This is a genomic window from Amycolatopsis roodepoortensis, assembly GCF_014873915.1.
Lineage (GTDB): Bacteria > Actinomycetota > Actinomycetes > Mycobacteriales > Pseudonocardiaceae > Amycolatopsis > Amycolatopsis roodepoortensis.
On record NZ_JADBEJ010000001.1, the window covers coordinates 1,340,432 to 1,360,808 of the forward strand.

A 20,377-nucleotide genomic window follows, 5' to 3' on the forward strand; every position below is an offset into this window, starting at 1 on the left:
GGGGACGAATGGGGCAGGGGTTCTCGGTCGAGCCGGCCGCGGTGCGCGCGCTGGGAGACCTGGTCCTGCGGGCGAGCGCGGGCGCGGACTCCTATCGGCTTTGGTTCGAACGGCTGGTCGGGGCCGGGTTCGACACCGAACGCGGTGAAGGTTTCCTGGCCGCCGCCTGGCCGAAACTGGACGAGTGGCAGCGCGCGGCGCTGACCCAGTCGGGGTTCGCGGCCAATCTCGCCGCGGGCGGCGGGCACGAACTGCGGTGCGTCGCGCACTGGTACGGCGTGGTGGACGCACGCGCGGCCGAGTTGCTGGACCGGCTCAACCCGGAGCCGGACGCCGCGCGGATCCCGGTGGACGAAGTGCGAGACCCGGCGGGGGCCGCGGCGTTCCGCGACGCCGTGCTGGTCGGATACGGCGGACCCGACCCGGCGGCCATCACCGATCCGTCCTGGTGGCCGGTGAAGGCCGAGCAGGAACGCGAGAAGCTGCTCGATCTCGGCGGGTCGCTGGGCGACGTCGCCGAGGTGATCAAGATGCTCACCGGGTCCGACAAGGACTTCATCACCATGCTCGCCGACCTGCTCGTCGGCGACTGGATCGTGCTGCAGGAGCAGGCGGTGCTCTACCACGACGCCGCGATCGGGCTGGAGAACATCGCGGCCAACATCAACCAGGGCCGGTTCGGGATCCAGGGGGTGTGGGCGGGGGAGGCCGCCGACCGCGCGAAGAACTGGCTGGCCGACTACCGCGCCTGCGTGTTGCAGCTGGCTCAGTACTTCCACGGCGCGTGCCGGGCGATCCAGGCGCTGGCGAAGCTCGCGTACCACATGATGCAGGAGATCAGGCACGGTTACAGCTCGGCGATCGACATCGCGCTGCTGATCCTCACCAAGGGCAAGAAGCTCGGGCTGGAACGCGGGGTCCGGGTGGCGGAGATCATCAGCGAAGCGCTGTCCGAGCTGGGACGCCGCGGCAAGCTGATCAACATCTTCCAGGATCCCGAGCTGCGCGACATCATCCACCTGGTGCTGTCGTTCAACGAGATCGTCGGGATCATCCAGACCTGGATCAGCGCCGCGCTCGGGCTGGCACACGCTTTCGCGGGGGAGAAGACGCTCGACGAACTGCTGGAAGCCACCATCGCGATGGGCGAACCGCCGCAATGGCCGGAAAACTACGAGCACCGGGACGCCGAGTGCCCGGCCAAGGGCAAGCGGGTGCTGCTGTGACGGGACACGAGATCTTCGGCTCCGAGCAGGGCGAGCGGGCGCGGCAGACGGTCATGCGGCTGCTGGCGGCGACCGGTGGCGCCGCAGGCGACTTCGCGGGGGAGGTGCTCGCCGGGCGACGGCGGCCGCACGAACTGCTGGCCCACGGACCGGTCCTGGACGAGTTCGTCCAGGAGGCCCGCGACTGGTGGCGGATCATCGACGCGCTGCCCGCCGAGGAACGTCAGCGGCTCGCCGGCGAAGCCTGGTCGTCCTTGGAACGGCAGGTCGGCGAACTGGCCACTTTGGACGCCGACGATGCCGTCGCGAAGCTGGAAAAGCTGTCCGCGCCCGCACGGAAACCTCGTCCCCGGGACGACGAGGACGACGACTGGTCCGAGCGGTCCTATCTGGAGCCGCTCTGAGCCGGAGTGCCGTCCGCCATCGCGTTCGCCTCGTCGATCCGGGCCATATGCTCTTCGGCCCAGTTCCGGAGCGCCGCCAGCGGCACGTCGAGCGACCGGCCGAGGTCGGTCAGCCGGTAGTGCACGCGGGGCGGCACGGTGGGCTCCACCCGGCGGTCGACGAGGCCGTCACGGACCAGGCTGTGCAAGGTGACCGAGAGCATTTTCTGGGATACGCCGGGGATCCTGCGCCGTAACTCGGCGAACCGCACCTCGTCCGGAGCCGCCTCCGCGAGGACCTTGACCGCCATCGACGTCCATTTCGTGCCGATGCGGTCCAGCAGCCGGCGGGTCGGGCATTCGGGGTCGAACAGGTCGCCACGCTTCTGCTGGGAGGTCACCTGGAGCTCACCACCTGTGGGGAAAGTGCCGTCTTGGCGGCACGTTGGAAGTTACCTACGGTTTTCTGGTAACCAATGGTAACCACAGTGGAGGCGACGTGCCCGAGGTACGACGGATCGGCGTCAACGGTATCGAGGTCGACGTGGCCGTCGCGGGCAGCGGGCCCGCGGTCCTGCTGCTGCACGGCTTCCCGCACACCTGGCGGCTCTGGAGCGAGGTCATCGGCCCGCTGGCCGGGCACCACCGGGTCATCGCCCCGGATCTGCGCGGGCTCGGCGGCAGCACCCGCGCCGCGGCCGGTTACGACGCGGGTACGCTGGTCGCCGACGCCGAAGGCATCCTCGACGCCCTCGGCGAATCCACCGCGGACGTCGTCGCCATCGACGCCGGCACACCGGTCGCCCTCCTGCTCGCCCTGCGGCGGCCGGATCTGGTGCGGCGGCTCGTCGTGATGGAGTCGCTGGCAGGTGCGCTGCCCGGCGCCGAGGACTTCCTGGCGGGCGGCCCGCCGTGGTGGTTCGGCTTCCACGGCGTCCCCGGCCTCGCCGAAAAGGTCCTGATCGGGCACGAGGCGGAGTACATCGACTGGTTCCTCGCGGCGGGCACGCTCGGCCGCGGCGTGCCGCCTGTGATCCGCGACGCCTTCGTCGACGCCTACACCGGGCAGGACGCCCTGCGCTGCGCCTTTTCCTACTATCGCGCCTTGCCGGACACGGCGCGCCAGATCGGCGAAGCGGTGGCGGGCGGTCGCCTCACCATGCCCACGATGACGATCGGTGCCCATCCGGTCGGCCGTGCGCTGGAAAGGCAATTGCGTCCCGTCGCCGACGACCTCACCGGCCACCTCATCGAGGACTGCGGTCACATCATCCCGCTGGACCGGCCCGCGGAACTGCTCCGCCTGCTGACCCCGTTCCTCGCCGTCCCTTGAGTCCCAGGCACGATCAAGCGCATGACGCGTGAGACAGAGGACGGTTCGCTGTACGGCACGATCTTCCGGCGACGGGACACCAGGGCCGAGTTCACCGGGGAGCCGATTCCGGAAGAGGTGCTGCGCCGTGTGCTGGGCGCGGCCCACGCCGCGCCGAGTGTGGGCTTGTCACAGCCTTGGGATTTTGTCGTGGTGTCCGATGTGGACCTTCGCAAGCGGTTTCGCGAGCATGTGCTGGCCGAGCGCGAAGTTTTCGAAGACCAGTTGGACGCCGAACGGGCCGGTGTCTTCGCGAACATCAAGATCGAGGGGATCGTAGAGTCCTCCGCGGGGATCGTGGTCGGCTACGACCCGGCACGCGGCGCGCCCGACGTGCTGGGAAGGCACGCGATCGCCGACGCCGGCCTGTACTCGGTGTGCCTGGCCATTCAGAACCTTTGGCTGGCGGCGACCGCCGAAGGGCTCGGCGTCGGCTGGGTCAGCTTCTATCGTGAGGAGTTCCTGCGCGATTTGGTCGGTTTCCCCGGAAACGTCCGTCCGGTGGCGTGGTTGTGCGTCGGCCCGGTGCGGGACCTGCCCACCGTCCCCGATCTGGAGCGGCACGGCTGGCGGGAGCGTCTTCCGCTCGACGCGGTGCTGCACCAGGAACGGTACGAGCCGCGTACCTGACTGTCCACAAGGGACACCGAGGTGGGCTCCGGCCGACGTTGTGAAAGTGGCTTTCGCAACCCCTGGGACCCAGCCGGACCCCGGCGACCGAGAAACGACGGACGGTCGGGAACTCCTCACCGGTCCCGGCCGGCCAGGGCGGACGCGATCAGTGCGACCGCCGGATCGGCGTCCCCGGCGAGCCGCTCCAGCAGGCCGCCCGCCTTGGCACCCGGAATCTCCGCCAGTGCCTGGACCACGCGGATCCGGACCGCGGAATCCTCGGTGAGCGCGTCGGCCAAGGCGGTCACGATCCGTTCCTCCGAGCGTGGGTTCTCCACCAGTGCGCCCAGGACCTCCGCGGCTTCGACGTCGTTCGTACCGTCGGCGACCATGCGGACCAGGACGGGGATGGCCGCGGTCGTGCCTCTCCCGCCCAGGGCGAGCGCGGCGGGCCCGCGCACCCTCGCGTCGGAGTCCCCGAGTGCCTCCGTGAGCGCCTTGTCCGCTTCCTCGCCGGTGATCTCGGCCAGCGCCAACACCGCGCGTTGCCGGACGTCGGCGTCGTCCGCGCGCAGACCCGCCGCCACCTCGGCCACGCCGTCGCCGCCCGCCCGCGCGAGAGCCCAGCGCAGGGCTCCGGCGACGTTCGGGTCGGCCTCGGTCAGGATCGCGCCGGCGATCCGGTCGGCGGGAACCGGCAGGTCTTCGGCCGGATTCAGGACGGCCTGCTGACGGCGCGCCGCGTGAGGCGAAGTGAGCCCTCGCAGGAGTTCCACGATGCGGAGGGCGTCCTGCCAGTCCGATGGCGCGGACGCGTCGACCGTGCGCAGCCGCGCGAGCAGCTCCTGTTCCCGGTTCAGCCGGTCTTCCGCCTGGCGGATGAGGTCTCCGACCAGCGTCGACGGCGTGAAGGTCGGGTCCTCCAGAGCGCGCGAGATCTGGCGTAGCGACAATCCCAGCGAGCGCAGGCTCTCCACATGGAAGATCCGGCGGATGTCCTCGTCCTGGTACTCCCGGTAGCCGCCGACGGTGCGTCCCGTGGGCCGCACCAGCCCGAGGGAGTCGTAGTGGCGCAGCATCCGGGAGCTCACTCCCGAACGCCGCGCCACCTCGCCGATCAGCACGCCGATCCTCCGGCCTGCGGGCCGAGCGCCACGATCCGTTTCGCCTCGTCCGCGGTCACGTCGAAACCCGCTTCCGGGTCGCGCCGGAGCCGCTCCGTGGCCAGGGCGTGTGCGCGCACCGCGTCGTCGCGGCTCTCCAAGGCCTTCCGCAGGGCGGGCTCGCAGGCGTCCCCGAGCGCGACGAGCGCCCGGCTGAGGCTCAGCCGCCTGTTCCGGTCACCTCGGCCGAGCTCGATGGCCAGTTCCGCGGCCAGCCCGGCGCGTGCGTCCTCCGGCACGAGGATGACGGCCGCACGCCAGGCGCTCCGCGCCACTTCGTCGTCGGCGTCGTGCAACAGGGACTCGGTGATCGCGGGCCAGGCGGTGCGGTCCCCGATCTTGGACAGGGTGTGCAGTGCCTGGCTCCGGGCCTGTGCCCGCTCGGACCGGAGCTCCGTCAAGAGCCTGGGCACCGTGCTCGCCGGCGGGAGCCGGGTCAACGCCCAGGTGAGCATGTCGCGGACGAAGAAGTCGGGCTCGACCGCGCAGCGCTCGACGAGGGCGTCGGTGAAGCGCGGGTCGGGCCGGGTGCCTGCGGCCATGGCGGCCTTGAGCCGCGTCGACGAGTCCTCGGCGCCGAGCGCGTCGAGCAGCGGCGTGTCCGTGGTCGGGTTCATGGGAACCACCTCCTGCGCTTCAGTGAAGACCTTGTCACGATGTCAAGGTCAACCCCGGCATGTCGGCGTCAGCGAAGTTTGTCGACCTCGGCGATCCGCTCCCAGCGGGCACCGAGCGCGTTGAGCAACGCCGCCATGTCGACGTCGTCGTCGCCGTCGAGGAGTGCCTTGTCCAAGCGGCGGGCGCGGCGGTTCACCTGGCTCAGGACCGACTTCCCCTCATCGGTGAGCGACAGCAGTTTGCGGCGCGCGTCGTGCGGGGACTCGACGCGCTGGATGAGACCTCGCCGTTCGAGCCTGCGGCACAGGTCGGCCATCGTCGAGGTGTCGAGCGCGACGGCGCCCGCGAGGGAACTCTGGTCGCTGCCGGGATAGGCGCGGACCGCCGACAGGACCGCGAACTGCGGGCCGGTCAGCACCGGATCCACGTGGCGGTTCCAGGCGGCGAGGTACGCCTGGTACAGCCTGCGCGCGCCGTAGCCGGGAGCCGCCAGCAGGTCCGACGGCGTCGCGGGTGTGACGGCCGGCGTGTCGTCCCTGCGCCGGCCCGTGCGCGCCGATTCACCCATCGTTGCTCCTTGTCGGCTCCAACCCGCTGCCCGGGCCCCCGCGGTGATCCTACGTGTCCGGACGGTCGCTCACCGGAAGGCCGCCGATATCCGTCCACGGTCACCTCTTGCGTATCCGGATAGTACGTGTTCGTATGAAGACCGGTCTTCCGTACCCGGATAGTACGTGCTCGGATCAATATGGAGGTGGTCGGCGATGGACCGGAACCTGTTCAACGACATCTGTTTGCGCCAGTTGACGTTCTCGGGGGTGCACGAGGGCGAGACCGTGGTGGTGCTGACCCGCGGCGGGGAGCGCGCGGAGTACGCCGACGCCTTCCTGTGGGCCGCCCAGCAGCTGGGTGCCTCGGCGTACCACATGCGGCTGCCGTCGCCGGTCAGCGCCGCGGGGGCGTGGGCGGTCGGCGACTCGGGGCTCGGGAACATCCCGCTGGCGGTCGAGGCGCTCAAGAGCGTGGACATGGTGGTCGACTGCACGTTCCTGTTGTTCAGCAAGGAACAGTTCGCCATCCAGGACGCGGGCACCCGGATCCTCACCGCCGTCGAACCGCCCGAGCTGCTGGCCAGGCTCATGCCGACGAAGGAACTGCGCGAGCGGGTGGAGATCGGCGCGGAACTTCTCGCCAAGGCGGGCACGATGCGGATCACCAGCCCGGCGGGCACCGACGTCACCTATCAGCTCGGCGTGTACCCGACGCTGTCCGAATACGGCTACACCGACACCCCCGGCCGCTGGGACCACTGGCCGGCGGCGTTCGTGTTCACCGGCGGGGCCGACGACGGCGTCGACGGGAAGATCGTGCTTTCGCCGGGGGATGTGCTGCTGCCGTTCAACACCTACGTACAGACCCCGGTGGAGATCACCATCGAGCAGGGCTTCATCCGGGACATCCGCGGCGGCGCCGGATCGTCCGGGTTGGACGCGGATCTGCTGCGCTCGTACATCGAGAGCTTCGAGGACCCTCGCGGCTACGGCATGAGCCACGTCGGCTGGGGGCTCGACGAACGCGCCCACTGGCACGGGCTGACCCAGTTCCCCGGCGGGATGGGCATGGAACTGCGGAGTTTCTACGGCAACGTCATGTTCTCCATCGGCCCCAACAACGAACTCGGCGGCCCGAACGACACGCCCTGCCACTTCGACATCCCGATGCGCGGCAATTCCCTCTACCTCGACGACGAACTGATCGTCGACAACGGTGAGCTGACCGTCGCCGAGATGCGTCCGGCGGCCCGCCGATGACCGACCACCACATCGGGATGATCGTCCCCAGCTCGAATCTCACCATGGAGACCGAGCTGCCGCGGATGCTGCGCGCCAGGGAGGAGGCCGATCCGGGCGACCGGTTCGTCTTCCATTCCGCGCGGGCCAGGATGCGGCACGTCGAACCCGAACAGCTGCGGGCGATGAACGCCCAGGCCGGACGCGCCGCGGCCGAACTCGCCGACGCCAAGCCCGACGTGGTCGCCACCGCGTGCCTGGTGGCGATCATGGCCCAGGGGCCCGGTTACCACTGCACCGCCGAGGACGACATCACGCGCGTACTGCGCGAAGAGGGTTGCGAGTCGCCGGTCGTCTCCAGCGCCGGTGCGTTGCTGTCCGGGCTCGGCGCGCTCGGCGCCCGTAAGGTCGCGATCATCACGCCGTACATGAAGCCGCTGACCAAGGCGGTGGCGGACTACATCGAGGACGCCGGGTTCGAGGTCGCCGACGCGCTTTCCCTCGAGGTCCCCGACAATCTCGCCGTCGCCCGGCTCGATCCGGCGGGGCTGCGGGAGCATCACCGGAAACTGAATCTGTCCGATGTGGACGCCCTCGTGCTCTCCGCCTGCGTCCAGATGCCTTCACTGCCCTCGATCCAGCCGGTGGAGGACGAGATCGGGATCCCGGTCCTCTCGGCGGCGACGGCGACGACGTACCGGATCCTGTCGGAACTCGGCGTGGAGCCGTGGGTGCCCGGCGCGGGAAGCTTGCTCAAGGGCGCGAAAGCAATGACGAAGACGGGAGGCGGGCATGGCCGCGAGTCAGTCGTTTGAGGTCGTTGTCGTCGGCGGCGGGCTCGGTGGGCTCTGCGCCGCGTTGTCCATGCGGCAACGGGGGCTGCGCGTCACTGTGGTCGAGGCCGCCCCGCAGCTCGGCGAGATCGGCGCGGGAATCCAGACCGCGCCGAACGCCAGCCGGATCCTCATCGGGCTGGGCCTGCGCGCCCGGCTCGAGCGGGTGCGGACGGAGCCGCAGGACCAGGTGCGCCGCCGCTGGGCCGACGGGAGCATCATCGCCCAACTGGAGCTCGGCAGGCGTGTGACCGACCAGTACGGCGCGCCCTACTGGCATTACCACCGCGCCGACCTGCACGGAGTCCTGCTGGACGCCTGCCTCGATCCGGAGGTGCCCGGTCCGGTGGTGCGGGTGGCGACCGGCGCGCGGGTGGTCGACCTCGACCGGACGGTGCCGGAGCGGCCCACCGTGGTCACCGCCGACGGACGCCGGTTCACCGGCGACATCGTGGTCGGGGCGGACGGCATCCGGTCTTCGGTGCGGGATCTCGCCGGCTTCGACGACACCCTCGCGTTCTCCGGCGAGATGGCCTATCGGGCCCTGATCTCCGGCGACCTGATCGCGCAGGACCCGGCCACCCGCTTCCTGGCCGACCGGTATCACTCCACGATCTGGTACGGCCCCAACAAACACCTGGTGCACTACATGATCCGCGGCGGGGAGTACCTCAACGTGGTCGCGATCGTGCCGTGCACCGAAACGGTGGCCAAGGACTGGAGCGGCCCGGCCACCGCCGCCGAACTCGCCGCCGAGTACCACGACTGGGACGATCGGGTACCGACGATGCTGGCGAAGGCGAAGGACGAGGACGTCTCGGTGTGGGCGATGTACCGCCGCCGCCGTGACCCGGTCTGGGTCGACGGCCGGGTCGCCCTGCTCGGCGACGCGTGCCACGCGATGCTGCCGTACCAGGCGCAAGGCGCGTCCCAGGCGATGGAAGACGCCGCGGTGCTGGCCGAGGAGCTGGGGCGGGTGACCCGCGACGGGATCGACGGTGCTTTGATCCGCTACGTGGACCGGCGCGCCAAGCACGCGGGCATGGTGCAGGACGCCTCGCTGCAGAACATGGACTTCTACCACTTGCCCGACGGTCCCGAACAGCGCGAACGGGACGAGAAGCTGCGGCGCTTCGACGGCGAGTCCGACGTGTCCTACGACTGGCTGTGGAACGGCAGCCCGCTCACCGACCCCGACACCGAGTCCATCCACTACCAGTTCGCCCGCTGAGGCGCGCTGGCCGGCAATCGCATCGGAGTGGTTCATGCGTACTGGTGATCAGATCGTCCAGGACCTGCCCTGGCGTTGGAGCGTGCAGGGAAAGATCTTCCTCATCGGCGGGCTGGGCTACATGTTCGATGCCTGGGACGTCGCGTTGAACGGATTCCTCACCCCGCTGGTCGGGACGGAATTCGGGTTGTCCGCCGGCGGGAAAGGGCTGGTGGCCACCGCGAACCTGATCGGCATGGCCGTGGGCGCGGTCGCCTGGGGCACCATCGCCGACCGGATCGGCCGGAAGAAGGCGTTCAGTATCACGTTGCTGCTGTTCGCGCTGTTCTCCGTGCTGGGCGCGCTCGCGCCGAATGTGGAGACGTTCCTGGCGCTGCGGTTCCTGGCGGGGATCGGCCTCGGCGGCTGTATCCCGGTCGACTACGCGATCGTCAGCGAGTTCTCCCCGCGCAAGCAACGCGGCCGGGTCCTGTCCGCGATGGACGGCTGGTGGCCGATCGGGACCACACTGGCCGCCGTCAGCGCCACGCTGCTGCTCCCGGTCGAGGGGAACTGGCGCTGGATGCTGGTCTTGATGATCCTGCCCGCGCTGCTGCTGTTCTGGGTGCGCCGTGGGGTCCCGGAATCACCGCTGTACCTGGTACGCAAGGGCCGCGAGGAGGAGGCGCGGGCGGTGATCGACGACCTCGTGCGCCGCACGGGAGCGACTCCGGAGCCGTACTCGATCCCGCCCGCGGTGGTCGAGGACACCCGCGGTGGCGCGGTCACGGCCGCGTTCGACCAGCTTCGCCGGGTGTGGGCGTTCAACCCGCGGATCACGGCGGTCGCGTGGTCGCTGTTCATCAGCGTCATGCTGGTCTACTACGCCGCGCTGAGCTGGATGCCGTCGATCCTGCGGGCTCAGGGATTCGGCGAGATCGCCGCCTTCGCGTCGACCGCGCTCATGAACGCGACCGGCATCGTCGGGGTCGCGGTGGCCGTGCTCCTGGTCGACAGGGTCGGCCGCAAGCGGATCATCATGGTCGCCGGTCCGCTCACCGCGCTGTCGCTGGTGGTGTTCTCCCTGCTGCTCGACACGCCTGCCGCGGCGGTCGTGGCGATCGGCGCGTTCGGCCTGTTCGCGCTGGTGGTCATCCCGGTGATGTACGCCTACGTCTCCGAGCTCTACCCGACGGAACTCCGGGCCTCGGGGTTCGGCTGGGCGTCGTCGTCGAGCCGGGCGATCACCGGCTTCGCGCCCCTGCTGTTCGGGAGCGTGCTGTGGCCGGTGCTCGGGTTGCCGCTCACCTTCACCGTGCTGGGCGTGCTCGTGGTGGCCGCGGTCGTGTTCATGAAGGCGGGCGCGCCGGAGACCCGCGGCCGCGAACTCGACCGGATCGTCGACCCGGCCGAGCCCGCCACCGAGACCAGGTCGGCTCTGTGAAGCCCGCCGCGTTCCGGTACCACCGGGCCCACGACGTCACCGACGCCGTCGGCCTGCTCGGCGAACTCGCCGCGGCGGGCGAGGATCCGAAGCTCATCGCCGGCGGGCAGAGTCTGATGCCGATGATGAACTTCCGGCTCGCCCGCCCGACGGCGCTCGTGGATCTGGGCCCGTTGCGGCGGGAACCGGCGCTGAACTCGGTCCGGCGTAACGGTTCCAGCCTCACGATCGGCGCGTTGGTCACCCACCGGGCGGTGGAGGTCGCCGAGCTGGGACCGGATTTCGACGTGCTCTCCCGCGCGATGCGGTGGGTGGGGCACCTGCCGATCCGCTCCCGCGGCACAGTGGCGGGCAGCATCGTCCACGGTGACGCGACCGCGGAATGGTGCCTGCTCGCCCTGCTGCTCGACGCAGTGATCGTCGCCGAAGGCCCGCGCGGGCCGAGGGAGATCCCGGCCGAGGAGATGTTCCACGGCTTCTACACGACGGCCGTCGAACCGGACGAGGTCGTCACCGCGGTGCGCTTCACCCGCCCGTCGCCCCGGGCCGCGTTGACCGAATTCGCCCGCCGTCACGGCGATTTCGCGATCGTCGACGCCGCGGTGAGCATCGACGCGGAGCACGGTGGCCGGGTCGTGCTCGGCGGGGTCGCACCCGCGCCGATCCGGGTGCCCGAGGCCGAGGCGGTGCTTGACGGCGGCGTCCCGGGGCCGGAGCTGTTCGCCGAATGCGGGGAGGCCGCGGCGGCTGCCATCGATCCGCCCGACGACGCGGCCGGAAGTGCCGCCTACCGACGGCGACTGGCGCGCACCCTCGTCACCCGGGCGCTGCACGAGGCCTGGGAGAAAGGAGAAACGCGATGACCGCGCGGTTCGACGGGCGTGACGGCCGCTGGGTCGGCGCGTCCGTGCCCCGGCGCGAAGACCCCCGGTTCCTCACCGGCCGGGGCCGCTTCGTCGACGACATCCAGCTGCCCGGCATGCTGCACGCGGCCTTCGTCCGCTCGACGGTCGCGCACGGCACGATCACCGGGATCGATCTGTCGGCCACGCTGGCGGTCGAAGGAGTCGTCGCCGCGTACACGGCGCGGGATCTCGATCTCGGGGATATCGTCGCCCTCCTCGACCGTCCGCCCGAGGAGTTCTCGCCGACCGCGATGCCGATCCTCGCCAGGGAGAAGGTGCGGTTCACCGGCGAACCGGTGGCGCTGGTCGTCGCGCGAGATCCGTACAGCGCCGAGGACGGCGTCGAAGCCGCGGTGGTGGACTACGAGCCGCTCGGCGCGATCGTGTCCGAGGAATCGGCGTTCGCCGCGAACGCGCCGCTCGTCCACGACGAGGCGCCCGGCAACGTGCTGGTCGACGTGTCGATGTTCGACACCCCGGGTGTCGACGCGGCGTTCGAGGCGGCCCGCGCGGGCGGCGGCCGGGTGGTCGAAGTCGTCACGAAAAGCGGACGGCAGAACGCGCTCCCGCTCGAAACGCGGGGAGTGGTCGCCTCCTGGGACGACCACGATGACCAGCTGCTCGTCCAGATGTGCACGCAGGTGCCGCATCAGGTGCGCACGGCGATGGCGCGATCGCTGCGGGTCCCCGAACGCACCGTGCGCGTCACCGTCCCGGACATGGGCGGCGGTTTCGGGCAGAAATGCGTCGTCGGCCGCGAGGAGATCGCGGTCGCGGCGGCGGCCCGGCGGCTGAACCGGCCGGTGAAGTGGATCGAAGACCGGCGCGAGGCGCTCACCGCCGGATTCCTTGCCAGGGAACAGCGTTACCGCACGCTGGCGGCGTTCGACGAGGACGGGCGGATCACCGCGCTGGACGTCGACGTCGTCTGCGACATGGGCGCGTACTCCTGTTACCCGTTCACAGCGGGGATCGAGCCGCTGATGGCGTCGGCCGAGATGCCGAGCGTCTACCAGGTGCCCGAATACCGCGTCCGTGCCCGCGCCATCGCGAGCAACAAGGCGCCGACGGCGCCCTACCGCGGGGTCAGCCGTCCGCAGTACGTGATGGCGATCGAACGGGTGATGGAACGTGCCGCCAGGGAGCTCGGCCTCGATCCGGTCGAGATCCGGCGGCGCAACGTGATCACGCAGTTCCCGTACACCGGCGTCAACGCCATCACCTACGACCCCGGCACCTACCGCGAATCGCTCGAACTCGCCGAAGCTGCGATCCGGGACGAGGGCTGGTACGAGATCCGGGACCGTGCCGCCGCCGAGGGCAGGCATATCGGCATCGGCTACTGCTGTTTCTCCGAGCGGACCGGATACGGCTCGGGCGCCTTCGCCAAGCGGAAGATGGCGGTGGTCCCCGGTTTCGACATCTCCGAGATCCGGATGGACACCACCGGCTCCGTCGTGGTCACCAGCGGGACCATGAACCACGGCCAGTCCCACGAGACGACGCTGGCGCAGATCGTGGCCGACCGGCTGGGGCTGCACCTCGACCAGGTCAAGCTCCGCCAGGGCGACACCGAGCGCATCGCCTACGGATGGGGGACTTTCGCGTCCCGCTCGGTGACCATCGGTGGCTCGGCGGTGTCCCTCGCGGCCGGCAAGCTCGGCGAACTGCTGTGCAGGATCGCCGCGCACCTGCTGGAAACGAGTCCTGACAACGTCCGCCTCGACGGTGACGGCGGCGTCGTCCAGATCGACGATCCGGAGCGGCGCGCGTCGTTCGAGGAGATCGCCGATGTGGCGTACCTGCGCAGTCACCTGCTGCCCAAGGACGTCGAGCCGACTTTGACGGCCACGGCGAGCTTCGACGTGCCCGGTGACGGCACCTTTTCCAACGCCACGCACGCCGTGGTCGTCGAGGCCGATCCGGGCACCGGCCAGATCAAGATCCTGCGCTACGCGTGTGTCGAGGACTGCGGCGTGGTGATCCATCCGCAGGTCGTCGACGGCCAGTGCCGCGGCGGGATCGCGCAGGGCATCGCCGGCGCGCTGTTCGAGGAGGTCACCTACGCGGGCAACGGGGAACCGTCGGCCGCGAGCTTCATCGACTACCTCGTCCCGACCGCGACGGAGATCCCCGACATCACCGTCACCCACCTCGAAACCCCTTGCGCCTTCACGGAAAACGGGGCGAAGGGTGCGGGGGAGGGCGGCACCATCGGCGCGCCGGCCGCGGTGCTGAACGCGATCAACGACGCGCTGCGCCGTACCGGGGTCGAACTCGACACGACCCCGGTCCACCCGCAGACCGTGCTCGCCGCGCTCGACGCGGAGATCCACCAGGAAGTGAGCGTCCCATCATGAGCGACCGGCACCTGATCGTCCTGAACGTCAACGGCGAGGCGCACGAGGCCCTCGTCGAACCGCGCAAGACCTTGCTCGACGTCCTGCGTCACGACCTCGGGCTCACCGGCACCCACGTCGGCTGCGAGCACGGTGTGTGCGGCGCCTGCACTGTTCTCGTCGACGAGGAACCGGTGCGGGCGTGCCTGATGTTCGCCGTCCAGGCGGAGTCGGCCGAGATCCGCACGGTCGAGTCGCTGGGGCGCGACGGCGAACTTTCCGACCTGCAGCGGTCTTTCAGCGAGCACCACGGCCTGCAGTGCGGGTTCTGCACGCCCGGGTTCCTCATGCTGGCCGAAGGATTCCTCGCCCAGCGGCCGGACGCGGGACGCGAGGAGATCCGCGAGGCCGTGTCGGCGAACCTGTGCCGCTGCACCGGTTACCAGACCATCGTGGACGCGATCGAGGCGACCGCGACCCGCCGATGCCACGCCCAGCAGAAGGAGGCGACAGCGTGATCCTGGAAAACCAGCTGTCCGTACCGGCCGGACCCGACGAGGTCTTCGCGTTGATCAACGACGTCGAACGGGTGGCCGGTTGCCTGCCGGGCGCGACCCTCGACGGACGGCAGGACGACGCCTATCTCGGTCGCGTCAAGGTCAAGGTCGGCCCGATCACCGCCGCCTACTCGGGCACGGTGCGGTTCACCGACGTCACCGCCGCCGACCGCAGCCTGCGGCTGGTGGCCAGGGGAGCGGACGCCCATGGCAACGGCGACGCCGAGGCCGACGTGACGCTGACCGTGCGCGAGGCACCCGGCGGCGCCACCATCGAGTTGCGCACCGATCTGTCGATCCGCGGCAAGCTCGCCCAATTCGGCAAGGGCGCGATCGGCGCCGTCTCCACCCGGCTGCTCGACCAGTTCGCCCGCAATCTCGCGGACCAGCTTCGAGCGGGGCCGGTCGCGGCCGCTCCCGCGCCGGTGCCGGAGGCCGTCGACGGGCTCGCCATGGTGCTTCCCGACAACGTCAAACGCTACGGCGTGATCGCGGCGGCCGCGGCCCTCGGGTTGTTCCAGGGCTGGCTGCTGGGCCGGATCCGTACCCAGGACAAACTGATCAAGGAGTTGCAGCGTGCCCGTCGATGAAGGCCTCGACAGCGTGTACGACCGAGCCGGTTTCGGCGCGAGCGTGCCGCGCGGATCGCGCCCGGCCCTGGTCGTGGTCGACCTGACCCGCGGGTTCACCGAGCCCGGTTTCCCGTCCGGAGCCGACCTCACCGCCGAGGTGACCGCGACCGCCGCCCTCGTCGCCGAGGCGCGTCGGCAGGACATACCGGTGATCTACACCGCGATCAGCTACACACCCGCCGAAGCGGACGGCGACGCCGTCGCGTGGCTTCGGAAAGCGCCTGGGATGCGGGCACTGCGCGAAGGAAGCGATGCGGTCGCCCTCGACCCGCGGCTCGAACAGCGTGAAAGTGACCATCTCATCCTGAAGAAGGGCGCGTCGGCGTTCCACGGGACCTCGCTGGCGGCGCTCCTGACGAGTCTGGGGACGGACACCGTCGTCGTCTGCGGCGCGACGACTTCGGGTTGTGTCCGCGCGACCGCCGTCGATGCCGTCCAGTCCGGCTTCAACACGCTGGTGGTCCGGGAAGCCTGCGGTGACCGCGCTGCCGGGCCACACGATGCCGCCTTGTTCGACCTGCAGGCGAAATACGCGGACGTCGTCGGCCTCGACGATGCCTTGGCGTACCTTTCGGAACAGGATCGGCGAACGCTCGGTCAACCCGCGTTGGCGGATCTCGGCGACGTTCCGGCGACCAGCCGGTGGGTGACGTCGGGTTCGGTCCGGCTGCACGTCCTCGACTACGGGCCGTCCGACGGAGTCCCGGTGCTCGTGCTGCCGGGGATCACCAGCCCGGCGGTCACGATGGACTTCGTCGCGCGGGAGCTCACCGACCTCGTGCGCCCGCTCGTACTCGACGTCCGAGGGCGCGGGCTCTCCGATGACGCGCCGGACTACGACCTGGCGAGCTACGCCGCGGACGTCGAGGCGGTCGTGGACGGACTCGGGCTACGCGATCCGATCCTGTTCGGACACTCCATGGGCGCGCGGATCGCCGCACGGGCCGCCACCAGCCGGCCGTACCGGGGCACGGTGCTGGCCGACCCGCCGCTGAGCGGCCCCGGACGGGCGCCGTACCCCACGACCCTCGACGCCTTCCTCGGGCAACTCGCCCAGGCCCGCCGGGGCACCGACGCCGACGAGGTCGCCCTGTCCTGGCCGCGATGGCCGCGCCGGGAACAGGAACTGCGTGCTCGCTGGCTTTCTTCGTGTTCCCGTTCCGCGATCGCCGCCACCCACGCCGGTTTCGAATCGGAGGACTTCTTCGACGACTGGCCGAAGGTGCCCGCTCCGACGTACTTCTTGTACGGCGGTGCGAGTCCGGTCGTCACCGCCGACGGGGCGGCCGAAGCGGCCGAACGCAATCCGTCGGCGGAACTCGTCGAGATCCCGGGGGCCGGGCACATGATCTTCTGGGACGAGCCCGAGGCCGCCCTCGGCGCTTTGCGGGAAGCGTTGCGAAAGCTGTTGTGAGTGGGTTGCGAAAGCCATTTTCGCAACGGATGTGCGCGGTCGCGTTGGTCGTGAGTGGCGATTCGGGTTCTAAGCCGAATCGCCACTCACGACCAACGGGACCGGCAGTTTCTCCGGCCCGACGGCATCCGTGAAGGCCTCCTTGCCAGTGAAGGGGCCCTTCACGGATGTCAGCGATGGTCGTGAGTGGCTCCCCGGCCGAGACGTGTCGCGAAAGCCACTTTCGCGACGTCTGACGTCCCGAAAGTGGCTTTCGCGACATGGTCGCCGCGCGGTCGCGAGCCGCGTCTCACGCCGCATGCGCCAGCGTCAGCGCACCACCCGCCGCCGAGAGCACCAGAACAGACCACCGGACGGACCGTTCACCGACCCGGCGGCTCAGCACCCGGCCCAGCAGATCACCGGCGAGAGCCGCGCCCGCCACCGCGACGAGGACACTCACAGGCACCTCCACCCAGCCGAGGCTGGGCAGTGCCACCAGGCCGAGCAGGAAGAAGTAGATCGACAGCGTCCCGCGCGTCTCGTCCGCACCCCAGCCCGCACTCGCCCCGTACACCGCCACGGCGGGACCGGACAGCCCGGCGACGGAGTTCATCGCCGCGCTCAGCACGCCCGCGCCGACGGCGCCCGTCCTGCCCGCCAGCCGTCTACTGGTGATGCCGCTCGCCAGCACGCCGACGGCGAGGACGCAGCAGCCTCCCGCGGCGAGCAGCAGCGGCCGCGCGGGAACGCCGCGCACCACGAACGCGACGACCGGGGTGAAGACCACCGCGGGCACCGTCAGCCACGCGACCTGCTTCCACCTGATCGCCCGCCAATGGGTGATCGCGACCGCCAGGTAGACCGGGAAGCCGAGCAGCAGGGTGAGCCGGACGGCGTCGAGCGGGCCTAGCGCAAGCGCGAGAAACGGTACGCACAGCAGGGAAAGCCCCATCCCGGAAAGGCGCTGGGCGACGACCCCGGCCGCCGCCGCGAGCGAGGTCATGGCCAGGGTTCCCACCGGTCCATTGTGGAGCCGGTGCTCGAACACCGGTAGCCGGAATCCGGCGAGGACGTCATAGCTCATCGCTATGACAGGACGATCTCTGGCCTCCCGCGAACTGGACCCCTCGATCGCGCGGGTTCTGGCACTTCTGGCCGTTCCAGCCGTGCCGCACGCTCAGCGTCATTGCCTTTGGAACAGACGGGAGCGTGAGATGAAGATCGGTGTCCCTCGTGAAGTCAAGAACCACGAGTACCGGGTCGCGGTGACGCCCGCGGGCGTGCACGAATTCACTTCGGCCGGGCATGAGGTGTTCGTCGAGCGCGGAGCAGGCGAAGGGTCCTCCGTGCGCGACGAGGACTACGCCGCGGCCGGGGCGAAGGTGCTCGACAGCGCCGACGACGTCTGGGCGACCGGAGACCTCGTGCTCAAGGTCAAGGAGCCGATCGCGGAGGAGTACCACCGGCTGCGGCGCGACCAGCTGCTGTTCACGTACCTGCACCTCGCCGCGAGCGAGCCGTGCACGCGGGCGCTGCTGGACGCGGGCACGACGTCGGTGGCCTACGAGACCGTGCAGCTGCCGAACGGTTCGCTGCCCCTGCTGTTCCCGATGAGCGAGGTCGCCGGACGGCTGGCCCCGCAGGTCGGCGCGCAGACGCTGATGCGCGCCAACGGCGGGCGGGGTGTGCTCATCGGCGGCGTCTCCGGCGTGGCCCCGGCGCGGGTGGTCGTCCTCGGCGCCGGTGTCGCGGGCATGAACGCGGTCGCCGGCGCGGCCGGGACCTGGGCCGACGTCGTCCTGTTCGACAAGAACGTCGACAAGCTCCGCGCCGCCGACCGGATGTACCAGGGCCGGATCCGCACGGCCGCGGCCAACGCGTACTCGATCGAGGAGGCCGTACTCGAAGCGGACCTCGTGATCGGAGCCGTGCTCGTGCCCGGAGCCAAGGCGCCGAGCCTGGTCTCGAACGAACTGGTGTCCCGGATGAAGCCGGGCAGTGTGCTCGTCGACATCTCCGTCGACCAGGGTGGCTGCTTCGAGGACACCCGGCCGACCACGCACGCGGAACCGACGTTCGCCGTGCACAACTCGGTGTTCTACTGCGTCGCCAACATGCCCGGCGCCGTTCCGCACACCTCGACGTACGCGCTGACGAACGTCACGCTGCCGTACGCGCTGGAGCTGGCGAACAACGGTCTCTCCGGCGCCCTCGCGCGATGCCCGGAGCTGCGCGGCGGGGTCAGCACGGTGGACGGGCGGCTGACGTCCGCGCCGGTCGGTGAGGCGCTCGGGATCGACTCGGTCGCGCTGGACGACGTACTCGGTTAGGTGGTGCGGGCCGGGATCTGGAGCTAGGTTCAGATCCCGGTCCCGTCGCCGAGAGGGAGGTGCCGTTGCCGCGAACGTTGATCGAAATCGACCGGACGTCCGCCGAGCCGCTCTACCGGCAGGTGCGGCGCGCCATCGAGCACGGCATCGCGATCGGCACCTTCGACCCGGCGCACCGGCTGCCGAGCTCGCGTGAGCTGGCCGCCGAACTGAGCGTTTCCCGCAACACCATCAACCTCGCCTACCAGGAGCTGGTCGCCGAAGGGTTCGTGGAGAGCCGGGAGCGCAGCGGGTTGTTCATCAACGCGGAGATGCGGCCGCATTGTGCCGTGCAGGAGCGTGGCACCACCCCGGCCATCGACTGGAGCGCGCGGGTGCGCCGGTACCCCGACGCCGGGGTGCCGCATATCGAGAAGCGCCCGGACTGGCACACCTATCCGTATCCGTTCCTCGCCGGCCAGGTCGACGTCACCGCGTTCCCGGCGCGGTCGTGGACCCGCTGCCTGCGCGACGCGCTGTACCGGCCGCACGTGTTCCCGAGCCTGCAGGACAGTGTCGGCTCGGACGACCCGATGCTGGTCGACCTGATCTGCCGTCAGCTGCTCACCGCGCGGGGGATCGAGGCCGATCCGTCCGAGGTGCTGATCACCGTCGGTTCGCAGCAGGGGCTCGACCTGCTCGGCCGCGCGCTGCTCGGCCCGGAGAGCGTCGTGGCGATGGAGAACCCGGGGTACCTCGACGCCCGGCACATCTTCCTGCGCACCGGCGCCGGACTGCGCGGCGTCGACGTCGACCAGAGCGGCCTGCGCCCGCCGGAGACACTCGACGGCGTCGATCTGCTTTACCTCACCCCGAGCCACCACCATCCGACGAACGCGACGTTGAGCATCGGCCGCCGCCGTCGCCTGCTCAGCCTCGCCGCGAGTGCGGGCACGGTCCTGGTCGAGGACGACTACGACAGCGAATTCCGGTATCACGGCAGTCCCACGCCCGCGCTCAAGGCGCTCGACGGCACCGGCGACGCGATCTACCTCGGCACCTTCTCCAAGTTCCTCTCGCCCGGCCTGCGGCTGGGGTACCTGGTCGGGCCGCGCGAGCTGGTGCGGGAACTGCGGGAGATCCGCCGGTACGTGCTGCGGCATCCGCCAGGTCACCTCCAGCGCGCGCTGGCGCTGCTCATCGACAGCGGCGAGTACCACCGGTCCCTGCGTCGTTACCGCACGAAACTGATGCGGAAATGGGAGGCGACCTGCGCCGCGGTCACCGAACACCTGCCGTGGACGCAGACGGCGTACCCGCCGGGCGGGGTCAGCCTCTGGATGACCGGGCCGTCCGAACTGGACTGCCGGGCGCTGATCGAACGCGCCGAACGCGACGGCGTCCTGATCGAGCCCGGCGACATCTTCTTCGTCGGGGAAGACCCGCCACGCAATCACTTCCGGATCGGCTTCGCGGCCGTTCCGTTGCGCGACATCGACCCCGGTATCCGGCTTCTCGGCCAGGCCTGCCGCGACCTGCTCGCCTAACTGGTACCACCGCAGCGGAGCGTTCTGGACCTGTTCAGGCG

Annotated in this window: 20 protein-coding genes; 15 read left to right on the forward strand and 5 right to left on the reverse strand. The window is 70.3% G+C overall.

Annotation, left to right across the window (positions count from 1 at the left end; genetic code table 11):
* Positions 1-8: 8 nt before the first annotated feature.
* Both H4W30_RS06190 and H4W30_RS06195 read left to right on the forward strand, forming a co-directional pair.
* Positions 9-1,226: a hypothetical protein gene (locus tag H4W30_RS06190; protein ID WP_192741891.1), complete on the forward strand. Its 1,218-nt coding sequence runs from the start codon at positions 9-11 to the stop codon at positions 1,224-1,226.
* Positions 1,223-1,630, forward strand: coding sequence for a hypothetical protein (locus tag H4W30_RS06195; protein WP_318780536.1), 408 nt, complete (start codon positions 1,223-1,225; stop codon positions 1,628-1,630). The genes H4W30_RS06190 and H4W30_RS06195 overlap by 4 nt, the downstream gene beginning before the upstream one ends.
* Here the strand turns inward: H4W30_RS06195 and H4W30_RS06200 are convergent.
* The gene (locus tag H4W30_RS06200; protein ID WP_318780537.1) at positions 1,612-2,010 is read right to left on the reverse strand and encodes a winged helix-turn-helix transcriptional regulator; all 399 of its coding nucleotides are present in this window, start codon (positions 2,008-2,010) and stop codon (positions 1,612-1,614) included. The genes H4W30_RS06195 and H4W30_RS06200 overlap by 19 nt on opposite strands.
* Positions 2,011-2,108: 98 nt before the next feature.
* Between H4W30_RS06200 and H4W30_RS06205 the strand changes: the two genes are divergently transcribed.
* Both H4W30_RS06205 and bluB read left to right on the forward strand, forming a co-directional pair.
* Entirely contained in the window at positions 2,109-2,942 is an 834-nt protein-coding gene (locus tag H4W30_RS06205; RefSeq protein ID WP_192741892.1) for an alpha/beta fold hydrolase, read from the forward strand.
* Positions 2,943-2,963: 21 nt separating this feature from the next.
* The gene (gene bluB, locus H4W30_RS06210) at positions 2,964-3,611 is read left to right on the forward strand and encodes a 5,6-dimethylbenzimidazole synthase (protein WP_192741893.1); all 648 of its coding nucleotides are present in this window, start codon (positions 2,964-2,966) and stop codon (positions 3,609-3,611) included.
* 116 nt (positions 3,612-3,727) lie between these two features.
* Here bluB and H4W30_RS06215 read toward each other — a convergent pair whose 3' ends face one another.
* The 3 genes from H4W30_RS06215 to H4W30_RS06225 all read right to left on the reverse strand — a co-directional run bounded on the left by H4W30_RS06215 (position 3,728) and on the right by H4W30_RS06225 (position 5,942).
* Positions 3,728-4,717 carry a HEAT repeat domain-containing protein gene (locus H4W30_RS06215; protein WP_192741894.1) on the reverse strand — a complete coding sequence of 330 codons (990 nt, stop codon included), beginning with the start codon at positions 4,715-4,717 and terminating at the stop codon, positions 3,728-3,730.
* On the reverse strand, positions 4,711-5,373 hold the full coding sequence (locus H4W30_RS06220) for a HEAT repeat domain-containing protein (RefSeq protein WP_192741895.1): 663 nt from the start codon (positions 5,371-5,373) through the stop codon (positions 4,711-4,713). The genes H4W30_RS06215 and H4W30_RS06220 overlap by 7 nt, the downstream gene beginning before the upstream one ends.
* A 68-nt stretch (positions 5,374-5,441) precedes the next feature.
* Positions 5,442-5,942, reverse strand: coding sequence for a MarR family winged helix-turn-helix transcriptional regulator (locus tag H4W30_RS06225; RefSeq protein ID WP_034315001.1), 501 nt, complete (start codon positions 5,940-5,942; stop codon positions 5,442-5,444).
* A gap of 196 nt (positions 5,943-6,138) precedes the next feature.
* Here H4W30_RS06225 and H4W30_RS06230 point away from each other — a divergent pair, with 196 nt between their 5' ends.
* Genes H4W30_RS06230 through H4W30_RS44470 form a run of 9 tightly spaced genes read left to right on the forward strand, consistent with a single transcriptional unit; the run spans position 6,139 to position 16,498 of the window.
* Positions 6,139-7,185: a M29 family metallopeptidase gene (locus H4W30_RS06230; RefSeq protein ID WP_034314998.1), complete on the forward strand. Its 1,047-nt coding sequence runs from the start codon at positions 6,139-6,141 to the stop codon at positions 7,183-7,185.
* A complete protein-coding gene (locus H4W30_RS06235; RefSeq protein WP_192741896.1) occupies positions 7,182-7,979 on the forward strand; it encodes a maleate cis-trans isomerase family protein in 798 nt (265 codons plus the stop codon). Before H4W30_RS06230 ends, H4W30_RS06235 begins: the two co-directional genes overlap by 4 nt.
* Positions 7,957-9,228, forward strand: a complete 1,272-nt coding sequence (locus H4W30_RS06240; protein WP_192741897.1) for an FAD-dependent monooxygenase — start codon at positions 7,957-7,959, stop codon at positions 9,226-9,228. The genes H4W30_RS06235 and H4W30_RS06240 overlap by 23 nt, the downstream gene beginning before the upstream one ends.
* Positions 9,229-9,262: 34 nt before the next feature.
* Complete coding sequence (locus tag H4W30_RS06245; RefSeq protein ID WP_192741898.1) at positions 9,263-10,651, forward strand: MFS transporter; 1,389 nt, start codon at positions 9,263-9,265, stop codon at positions 10,649-10,651.
* Positions 10,648-11,514, forward strand: a complete 867-nt coding sequence (locus H4W30_RS06250) for an FAD binding domain-containing protein (RefSeq protein ID WP_192741899.1) — start codon at positions 10,648-10,650, stop codon at positions 11,512-11,514. The genes H4W30_RS06245 and H4W30_RS06250 overlap by 4 nt, the downstream gene beginning before the upstream one ends.
* Positions 11,511-13,916, forward strand: coding sequence for a xanthine dehydrogenase family protein molybdopterin-binding subunit (locus H4W30_RS06255; protein ID WP_192741900.1), 2,406 nt, complete (start codon positions 11,511-11,513; stop codon positions 13,914-13,916). Before H4W30_RS06250 ends, H4W30_RS06255 begins: the two co-directional genes overlap by 4 nt.
* Positions 13,913-14,413, forward strand: coding sequence for a (2Fe-2S)-binding protein (locus H4W30_RS06260; RefSeq protein WP_192741901.1), 501 nt, complete (start codon positions 13,913-13,915; stop codon positions 14,411-14,413). The genes H4W30_RS06255 and H4W30_RS06260 overlap by 4 nt, the downstream gene beginning before the upstream one ends.
* Positions 14,410-15,042 carry an SRPBCC family protein gene (locus tag H4W30_RS06265; RefSeq protein ID WP_192741902.1) on the forward strand — a complete coding sequence of 211 codons (633 nt, stop codon included), beginning with the start codon at positions 14,410-14,412 and terminating at the stop codon, positions 15,040-15,042. Before H4W30_RS06260 ends, H4W30_RS06265 begins: the two co-directional genes overlap by 4 nt.
* Positions 15,029-16,498: an isochorismatase family protein gene (locus H4W30_RS44470; protein ID WP_192741903.1), complete on the forward strand. Its 1,470-nt coding sequence runs from the start codon at positions 15,029-15,031 to the stop codon at positions 16,496-16,498. The genes H4W30_RS06265 and H4W30_RS44470 overlap by 14 nt, the downstream gene beginning before the upstream one ends.
* Positions 16,499-16,787: 289 nt before the next feature.
* On the opposite strand, the gene H4W30_RS06275 is transcribed toward H4W30_RS44470, so the two are convergent.
* Positions 16,788-17,564 (reverse strand): sulfite exporter TauE/SafE family protein, encoded by a 777-nt coding sequence (locus H4W30_RS06275; protein ID WP_225948790.1) that lies wholly within the window; start codon positions 17,562-17,564, stop codon positions 16,788-16,790.
* Positions 17,565-17,694: 130 nt separating this feature from the next.
* Between H4W30_RS06275 and ald the strand changes: the two genes are divergently transcribed.
* Both ald and pdxR read left to right on the forward strand, forming a co-directional pair.
* Entirely contained in the window at positions 17,695-18,810 is a 1,116-nt protein-coding gene (gene ald, locus H4W30_RS06280; RefSeq protein WP_192741904.1) for an alanine dehydrogenase, read from the forward strand.
* 65 nt (positions 18,811-18,875) lie between these two features.
* On the forward strand, positions 18,876-20,336 hold the full coding sequence (gene pdxR, locus H4W30_RS06285; RefSeq protein WP_192741905.1) for a MocR-like pyridoxine biosynthesis transcription factor PdxR: 1,461 nt from the start codon (positions 18,876-18,878) through the stop codon (positions 20,334-20,336).
* The last annotated feature ends 41 nt before the right edge of the window (positions 20,337-20,377 follow it).

Excerpts from the sequence above, each read along its gene's own strand:
- H4W30_RS06190 (WP_192741891.1), top strand. The coding sequence starts at position 9 with ATGGGGCAGGGGTTCTCGGTCGAGCCGGCCGCGGTGCGCGCGCTGGGA.
- bluB (WP_192741893.1), top strand. The coding sequence starts at position 2,964 with ATGACGCGTGAGACAGAGGACGGTTCGCTGTACGGCACGATCTTCCGG.
- H4W30_RS06220 (WP_192741895.1), bottom strand. The coding sequence starts at position 5,373 with ATGAACCCGACCACGGACACGCCGCTGCTCGACGCGCTCGGCGCCGAG.
- H4W30_RS06225 (WP_034315001.1), bottom strand. The coding sequence starts at position 5,942 with ATGGGTGAATCGGCGCGCACGGGCCGGCGCAGGGACGACACGCCGGCC.
- H4W30_RS06230 (WP_034314998.1), top strand. The coding sequence starts at position 6,139 with ATGGACCGGAACCTGTTCAACGACATCTGTTTGCGCCAGTTGACGTTC.
- H4W30_RS06235 (WP_192741896.1), top strand. The coding sequence starts at position 7,182 with ATGACCGACCACCACATCGGGATGATCGTCCCCAGCTCGAATCTCACC.
- H4W30_RS06240 (WP_192741897.1), top strand. The coding sequence starts at position 7,957 with ATGGCCGCGAGTCAGTCGTTTGAGGTCGTTGTCGTCGGCGGCGGGCTC.
- H4W30_RS06245 (WP_192741898.1), top strand. The coding sequence starts at position 9,263 with ATGCGTACTGGTGATCAGATCGTCCAGGACCTGCCCTGGCGTTGGAGC.
- H4W30_RS06255 (WP_192741900.1), top strand. The coding sequence starts at position 11,511 with ATGACCGCGCGGTTCGACGGGCGTGACGGCCGCTGGGTCGGCGCGTCC.
- H4W30_RS06260 (WP_192741901.1), top strand. The coding sequence starts at position 13,913 with ATGAGCGACCGGCACCTGATCGTCCTGAACGTCAACGGCGAGGCGCAC.
- H4W30_RS06275 (WP_225948790.1), bottom strand. The coding sequence starts at position 17,564 with ATGAGCTATGACGTCCTCGCCGGATTCCGGCTACCGGTGTTCGAGCAC.
- ald (WP_192741904.1), top strand. The coding sequence starts at position 17,695 with ATGAAGATCGGTGTCCCTCGTGAAGTCAAGAACCACGAGTACCGGGTC.